General features: G+C 48.5%; 4 protein-coding genes and 1 pseudogene. 2 read left to right on the top strand and 3 right to left on the bottom strand.

The annotated features are described in order from the left end of the window. A partial coding sequence (locus OSCI_RS16910; protein WP_019486899.1) for a hypothetical protein occupies window positions 1-421 on the bottom strand: 421 nt, incomplete at its 3' end. Window positions 422-509: 88 nt separating this feature from the next. Here OSCI_RS16910 and folD point away from each other — a divergent pair. After that, on the top strand, window positions 510-1,385 hold the full coding sequence (gene folD / locus OSCI_RS16905) for a bifunctional methylenetetrahydrofolate dehydrogenase/methenyltetrahydrofolate cyclohydrolase FolD (protein ID WP_007356261.1): 876 nt from the start codon (window positions 510-512) through the stop codon (window positions 1,383-1,385). Between the two features lie 148 nt (window positions 1,386-1,533). Here the strand turns inward: folD and ppc are convergent, their stop codons facing one another. Together ppc and OSCI_RS16895 are read right to left on the bottom strand one after the other, a co-directional pair. Next, window positions 1,534-4,623, bottom strand: coding sequence for a phosphoenolpyruvate carboxylase (gene ppc, locus OSCI_RS16900; RefSeq protein WP_007356260.1), 3,090 nt, complete (start codon window positions 4,621-4,623; stop codon window positions 1,534-1,536). A gap of 90 nt (window positions 4,624-4,713) precedes the next feature. After that, a complete protein-coding gene (locus tag OSCI_RS16895; protein WP_007356259.1) occupies window positions 4,714-4,938 on the bottom strand; it encodes a hypothetical protein in 225 nt (74 codons plus the stop codon). Between the two features lie 176 nt (window positions 4,939-5,114). On the opposite strand from OSCI_RS16895, the pseudogene OSCI_RS31570 reads away from it, so the two are divergent. Next, window positions 5,115-7,391 (top strand): annotated as a pseudogene (locus tag OSCI_RS31570) (hypothetical protein); the annotation flags it as partial.

The following is a 7,391-nucleotide window of genomic DNA, read 5'->3' as shown; positions in this document are numbered from 1 at the left end:
AACCACTAGGCGGAGTGGTTTTTAATTGTTCGATTTCCTCAATATAAACCTCACCTAAATCTTTTCCTGCTAATTCCTTAAACGTAATGCCTTTATAGCGTACCAACCCTCTAATTACCATTTGTTCTCCAATTTGCGGTACAGCTTGCTTAGTTAAAACCCAAATTCTGCCTGTATTATCCTGAAGTTGATATGCACCTGTCCCCAAAAAAGGGGCGCGGCTTTCAACTTTGCCTTTGAGGTAAACTTTGGCTTCTAGTTCCGGTTTTTGTTGAATGTCAGCAATGCTGTTGGCATTGAAATCCAGAGTTAGGCGAGAGTTAGCCAAATTCCCGCAACTGAACAGCCCACCGAAAAGTATTAGCGATAGGGGGGCAATGCGGAATGCCTGAACCCACACTGGTTTGATTGCGGTAATCATTGCTTAAAAGTCAGTAGCAGGACATTTTATAGAAGAGACAAAGGTCTAAAATCTAAAATCGTCAGCCCCTAGCCCATAATTTACGATCATGGATGCCAAAACTACCCACATCTTAGACGGTAAAGCTCTAGCACAAAAGATTCAATCAGAGCTAATCTCGCGCGTCCATTCCCTACAAAGCCAAAAAGGTCGCCCTCCAGGGCTTGCAGTGTTGATGGTTGGCGAAAACCCAGCGAGTGCAACTTATGTCCGCAACAAAGAACTAGCCTGTGCCAAAGTTGGCATTGCTTCCTTCGGGCAGCACTTTCCGGCTGATACAACTCAGACTGAACTCGAACAAGCGATTCAAACTCTCAATCAAGATGAGAGAGTGGACGGGATTTTAGTACAGTTGCCTTTACCTGGTCACTTAGACGCGATTTCCCTACTTTATCAAATTGCTCCTGATAAAGATGCTGATGGGCTTCACGCGATGAATCTGGGCCGTTTGGTAAGGGGGGAGGCGGGTTTGCGAAGTTGTACGCCAGCGGGGGTGATGCGGCTGTTACAGGAATATGACATTGATTTGAAGGGAAAACGGGCTGTAGTTTTGGGCCGCAGTATTCTTGTGGGTAAACCGATGGCTTTAATGCTGTTGGAAGCTGATTGTACTGTGACTGTGGCCCATTCGCGATCGCAAAACTTAGAATCTATCACCCGCGAAGCGGATATCTTAATTGCTGCTGTCGGTCGCCCGGAAATCGTTACCGCTAATATGGTTAAACCTGGTGCTGTAGTAGTAGATGTAGGGATGAACCGCGTTGTTAAAGAGGATGGTTCTAGCCGTTTAACGGGAGATGTTGACTTCAATTCTGTGCAAGCAGTGGCGGAATTTATTACTCCTGTACCCGGAGGTGTTGGCCCGATGACTGTGGCAATGTTGTTGCAGAATACAGTTTGGAGTTGGGAAAATAATCACGGTTAACGGTTAACGGTTAGCGGTTAACTGTTAACGAGTTAACGGTTAACGGTTAACAGTTAAGTAAATCCACCTAATTAAACAGCGATCGCCCTCCCTAAAAAAAGAGCGATCGCCTAAAAAACTAAAAACTAAAAATCAAACATTCTCCCATTTAGCCCGTATTCCGCATTCCAGCAGCAATACCATTAATAGTTAACAAAGCTCCTCGCAACAATTCACCCTTGCTATAACGCGAGTGAATCACCCCAGGAACCCCTGCCACACCATGCTGCCGTAACCGCTTCAATAAAGCCACTTGCAACAAACCTAAAGGCACAATCGTAGCATTCCGTAACAAGACAGAACGCTGCAAATCTGGGTCTCCATCTAGCAAACGCTCATGACCAGTAATAGTCAAAACTAGATCGCGAATCAAGTGATATTCAGTCGAAATTTGCTCAAATAGAGCCTCAAATCGTTGCCTATCTGCGGGTGCTGATAACTCCCGAACATAGTGGTGAGCAATTTGCAAATCTACCTTAGATAAAGTCATTTCCACCTTAGAAATCACCATCTTAAAAAACGGCCATTTCAGATAGAAATATTGCAAAAGCTTCAAATGTTCTTCCGGTTTTTCCAGCAAAAACTCCTGCAAAGCAGTACCTACTCCGTACCAAGAAGGCAACAAAAAGCGGCTTTGAGTCCAGCTAAACACCCAAGGAATTGCCCGCAGAGTGCTAATATCTTTCTTGCCTCCGCTACGGCGTGCGGGCCTTGAACTAATTTGCAACTGGCTAATTTCTTGAATTGGAGTGACTTGATGGAAGAAATCAACCAAATCTGGCTCTTCATAGATTAAATGACGGTAGTGCGATCGCGACCTAACCGACAACTCCTCCATAATCTCATTCCAAGGGTCAATCCCATCAAAACCAGTGTGCAGCAAACTAGCTTGCACTACAGCCGCCGTCACAGTTTCCAGATTATAAAGCGCTAAGTCAGGCAACGAGTATTTAGAAGCCAAAACCTCACCCTGTTCAGTAATCTTAATTCTGCCACTAATACTCTTCCCAGGTTGAGCTAAAATCGCCTTATAAGCAGGGCCACCGCCACGTCCCACTGAACCGCCGCGCCCGTGAAAAATGCGTAAATTCACATTGTACTGCTCAGCAATTCGCTGCAAAGCCTTCTGAGCTTTATGAATTTCCCAATTACTACTAAGAAATCCAGAATCCTTATTACTATCCGAATAGCCCAGCATCACCTCTTGCAGACAAGAGCAAGGCAAAGAATCATCCTTTTTGATAGCATAACCACCAGCAAGCATCGCCCGGTAGAGTGGCAACTCGAAGAGTTTTTGCATCACTTGCGGCGCTTTTGTCAAGTCTTCCACTGTTTCAAACAGAGGAACCACATTAATGCTGCCAATACCCGTAGCTGGATCGAAAAGTCCCGCCTCTTTAGCTAAGAGCAAAACCTCTAGCAAGTCGCTAACATCATGGCTCATGCTAATCACATAAGTTTGGCAAATTTCCGGGCCAAACTCTTGCTGCATTTGTCGCAAGATGCGGAAAGTCTCAATCGTCTCGCAAGTTTTCGCAGAAAAAGGCAATTCTGCTGGGATTAACGGCCGACGGGTTTGCAATTCTGTAGCTAGCCAGATCGATCGCTCCGATTCTGACAATTCATTGTAAGACTTAGGCAGAATTTGCAGATATTCAGCAACTTCGGACAGAGCATCAGAATGAACCGACGACTCTTGACGGATATCCAAATGAGCCAAATTAAACCCATAAATTTCTACCTGGCAGATCAGATTTTCCAAGTCCCGACAACTCAGACCCGTTTCCACCAAATTGCGCTCAATTAGCCGCAATTCCGCCAAAAACTCCACACCCGAAGGGTAAAGTCCCACCAATCCCGGATTCTGGGAAAGAGCTTCCCGTTCCCTTTGTAACTCATCACCCTTGTAGAGCCGCCAATTGCGATCGCGCGTATTTTCCAACCGCTTGAGTACATAAGCCAACTTCAAGCGATAAGGTTCCTGACGGTAGCGAATCGCCCACTCATCGTAAACCTCTTGGATCTCCAACTTATCGCGATCGAGAGACTCCAACAACTCCGGTAGCACATCGCTCCAGTGCAGCGACAAACTCAACAGTTCGCTCAGCTTTTTCACCGCACCGATATACTTCTCCAGCACCAAATGTCGCTGATAACAAGAAGTTTGCCAAGTAATTTTCGGAGTCACAGAAGGATTGCCATCCCGATCTGACCCCACCCAAGAGCCGAACTTACAAAAATTGTACTTCGGTGGATTCAGATAAGGAAAAGAAGCGTGCAAAGCTTGCTTAAAGCGCTGGTACAGTTGGGGAATCGCATCAAAGAGCACTTCCTCAAAGTAGTGCAGAGTATACTCAACCTCATCAAGCACGCTCGGCTTAAACTGATGTAGCTCATCAGTGCGCCACCACAGGCGAATTTCTTCCATCAGTTGCCCTTGCAGCGCTTGCGCTTCCCAGGAAGATACTAAATAAGGGCTTTCCTGACTACCAGTACCCAGAACATCAAAATTTTCCTCAACTTGATCCAACTGTTGCAGAATCTTCGCAATCCGCCGCTGCTTAGTGCGAATCGTGTGGCGAACAATTTCCGTCGGGTGAGCCGTAAACACCAGCCGGATGTCCAAATTATCAATCAAACGCTGAATTTGTTGAGAAGGCACGTTCAAACGTCGCAACATCGGGAATAAGTGATGGAAAGTCCCTAAGTCCCTCGGCAAGTTATTATTACCTTCCTGCACCTGAGCTGTAAAGCTTTGAAAATTTTCCTCTATATATTGGTGGCTGGTTTGACCCTGCGACCTCGAAAAAGCCAATCCGCTAGCACCATTACCGCTGACATAAGCTAATTGCTGGTCTCGCTGTTCGTAGTGCTGCTCAACAATATTGATGAGCTGGAAATAGAGAGCAAAAGCGCGAGCCGCACGAATTGCGGCATTCAGGTCAAGCTTTTCGATAAGCTGCAAGACATTCGACTCCAGAAAATGAGGAGCCTGACGATCTGGGCCATTAATCGATCGCATCTGCTGAATTAAATCAACCAGTTCTTGACCGCACTCTTGTCGCAGCACTGACTCCCACAAGTCCTCTACGATTTTCAGGCGATTACGCAGAAACAGGTCTGAGGTAGCAAACGGGACAGGAGGCGAAACGACTTTTGTAGTGATGGCCTGATCTGACGAGTGGAGGACTGAACTCATGGGGTCTGTTCCTCAATAGCTGCGGATATCCAATCAATTGTACAGTTAACGGTTAACTGTCAACTGTTAGCTGTTAACAGTTGACAGTCTCTAAGAATCTTGGTGTGGGAAGTTGAGAACGGGGAGGCGATCGCCGCGAAACAGTTCCTCGCTGGATGAGCCAATTGTCACCATCAGCTCAGCCGCAGCTTTGCTAGCCAATAACCCAAAGAGTAAGGGTACAGTCGCAAAGCTCAATATAATATCTGAGGGAATTTGTAAATTCGGACTCTGGGATGGCTTAGTTTCTGGTAAATTCTGCCGAAACGACTGCATAAACATCGACCTCCTGATTTTATTAATTTTCACTCTAATCCCGATGCTCTATATCGTAGCGATTAATGCGCGTATAACTAAGTGTGCCAAAATACCCTCGTGGTGTGCTATCTCTAGGAAACAAAATTACACTTGACGAAATCAAAGCCCCCATGTTGAATGCGAAAGGGAGCATCTTGACAGACAATCGATCCGCCTTAACGCAGTGGGCCGGGGCAGCTTTGGGGCTTCCCGAAGTGCAAGTACAGGTGCGGTTGCGGGGCAATCACCTGCACATTCTCTGTGAAGCCGCAGAGTGTCCCCCCCAGCGTCTTGTAGTCGCCAAATATTCCGAAGCCCTGAGCGTGACTGACCTCGAAAAACTGCTACCTCGCAATCTACCTCGGATTTACCAAGTGTTTTTGTGCGGTAGGAGACTGGGTGCTAGACAAAATAACTGGACAGTGAGGCTGGAGTGCAACAGTTCTAACCGAAATCAACAACCACTCAAACGTCCCGAAGCACAACCGTTAGTAACTCCTCCCCCAGAACCGCCCATCGCTTCCAAGGAAATCAGAAATTTAGGGAAAAAGAAGCCTGAAAGGGAAAGTTCCCCGACGCACACTGCTGCCAACCCGATCGCAGCAGCAGGGGAAGGTAGAATCATTACCCAGAATGGTTCAATTGCCCCTGAGAATCAAGAAACTGAAGTTTTCGCGATTTCACCCCTAACTATTGATACTGCCTCTACTTCTCAATTAAGTGCCGCATCCGTTCCCCTTCATTCCTCATCTTATTCCATGACCGCAGGACAAGTAACGCAGCAGAGTACGGCCATTCTAGAAGTTCCTTCACAGGAGAACAATGGCACTCAAGATGAGGGAACGTTGACTATTTCCTGCGAACGTCTCGCTCGCCGAGGCTATCCTGATGCTATTGCCAGCTACCTTAGTGAAATCTTGGGAGCCTTGGGAGTCTCGGTTAAAGTTAGCATTCGAGAGCGGGGGGGCGGGGGAGCGGGGGAGCAAGGGAGCGAGGGAGCGGGGGAGAATACTGTCAGTTCTCCCCTGCCACTGGTTCGCCGGTTATGCGTGTTGTGCGAGTCAGCATACAGCCCCGACCCTTCGTTGCTAGCAGAGCCGATTGCTCAGCGGTTGCGGGATCTGAAATTAGAAGATTTTCGGGATGCGGTAATTTGCAGCCAAGTTAGGGGTGAAGCGAAGCCAGACTGGATGTTGCGGGTAGACCTCACGCCTCCGAGTCAAATGCTGAAGGAATGGGCCCGCTGGGGGGATGTAGCTGCGATCGCACGGCTATTAAATCAGGAATTAGCCGCTGTTGGGATCGAAGTTCGAGCCACACTTAAAGAATTTACTCTGCATTTATTCTGTAACAAGACTTTCGGGAAGCAGGGGAGCGGGGGAGCAGAGGAGCAGAGGAGCGGGGGAGCAGAGGAGCGGGGGAGCAGAGGAGCGGGGGAGCGGGGGAGCAGGGGAGCAGGGGAGCGGGGGAAAGGGGGAAGTTTCTCAGTTGCTAGTGCCTCTACTCCTGATAAACAGATAGTCACGGATGCGCTTGCGCCGATTTTAGCTGCGATCGCACCCCAAGGTATTCGCGCCGCCACTGTCTATGGCGTAGAAGCGCCCCGCACTCAGGAAGACGAAACTCCGGTTTGGATAGACTGGTTGGATTTGCCAGCAGCTCACCACCCGGATTTAGCTGTAAGTGCTGTCACACTTGCGGCTCAAGGAGATCGGTCGGCCCTAACATTTTTAATCAACCGCCTGCTCAATCCCAATCTTGACCGGAAACTGCAAACTGGGGGCATTCGCGTCCTGATTTTACCCAAAGGCGACTTGCTCCACATCATGAGCGAATCTCCTACCTGTCCCTCTCAATCTAAGGTAGGGCCGCCCATTGCCCAATTCCTGCGCCAGCTAAAAATTCCGGGTATTGTCGGGGTGCGGGTCTACGGCCGTCGCGCAGGTCAAAAACTCCCTCTGTGGCGCTATGGGGTTGAGGTGGGTACAGCCGTTTCCCCAGCATCGCCTGTGGCTCCCGCAAAGCCGCTGTCAAAAATCGCCAGACCTACTTTCGAGAAAGATATTGCGCCAGAGTTTGCCCCCTCCTCAGCGGATATGGCTTTCACTGGCTTAGATGGGGATTTGATTTTAACGCCCGATTTTCCAGGGGAATCTGTAATCGCCGACGTGGGAATTCGGCCTCGTCCCCGCCAACTGGGTAAGGGATTATTGGGGCTACAGCGATCGCTAGTTAGCTTTGGTCTGTTTGTTCCAAACGATGCTTTATCTACCACTGTTGCTAATTCCGATCGTGGGTGGCGCGATCGCCGAGCCGCGATCGCCTTAGTTTGGGCTGCGGCTGGATGTTTCCTAGCGTTCCAAACAGATTCCTTCTTGGGCAACTTTCTAGAATCCTTTGCCAGTAATAGCACCCAGGTAGAAGCACAGGGG

Source organism: Kamptonema sp. PCC 6506, assembly GCF_000180455.1.
Classification (GTDB): Bacteria; Cyanobacteriota; Cyanobacteriia; order Cyanobacteriales; family Microcoleaceae; genus Kamptonema; species Kamptonema formosum.
This window is presented reverse-complemented; position numbering and strand designations above follow the sequence as displayed.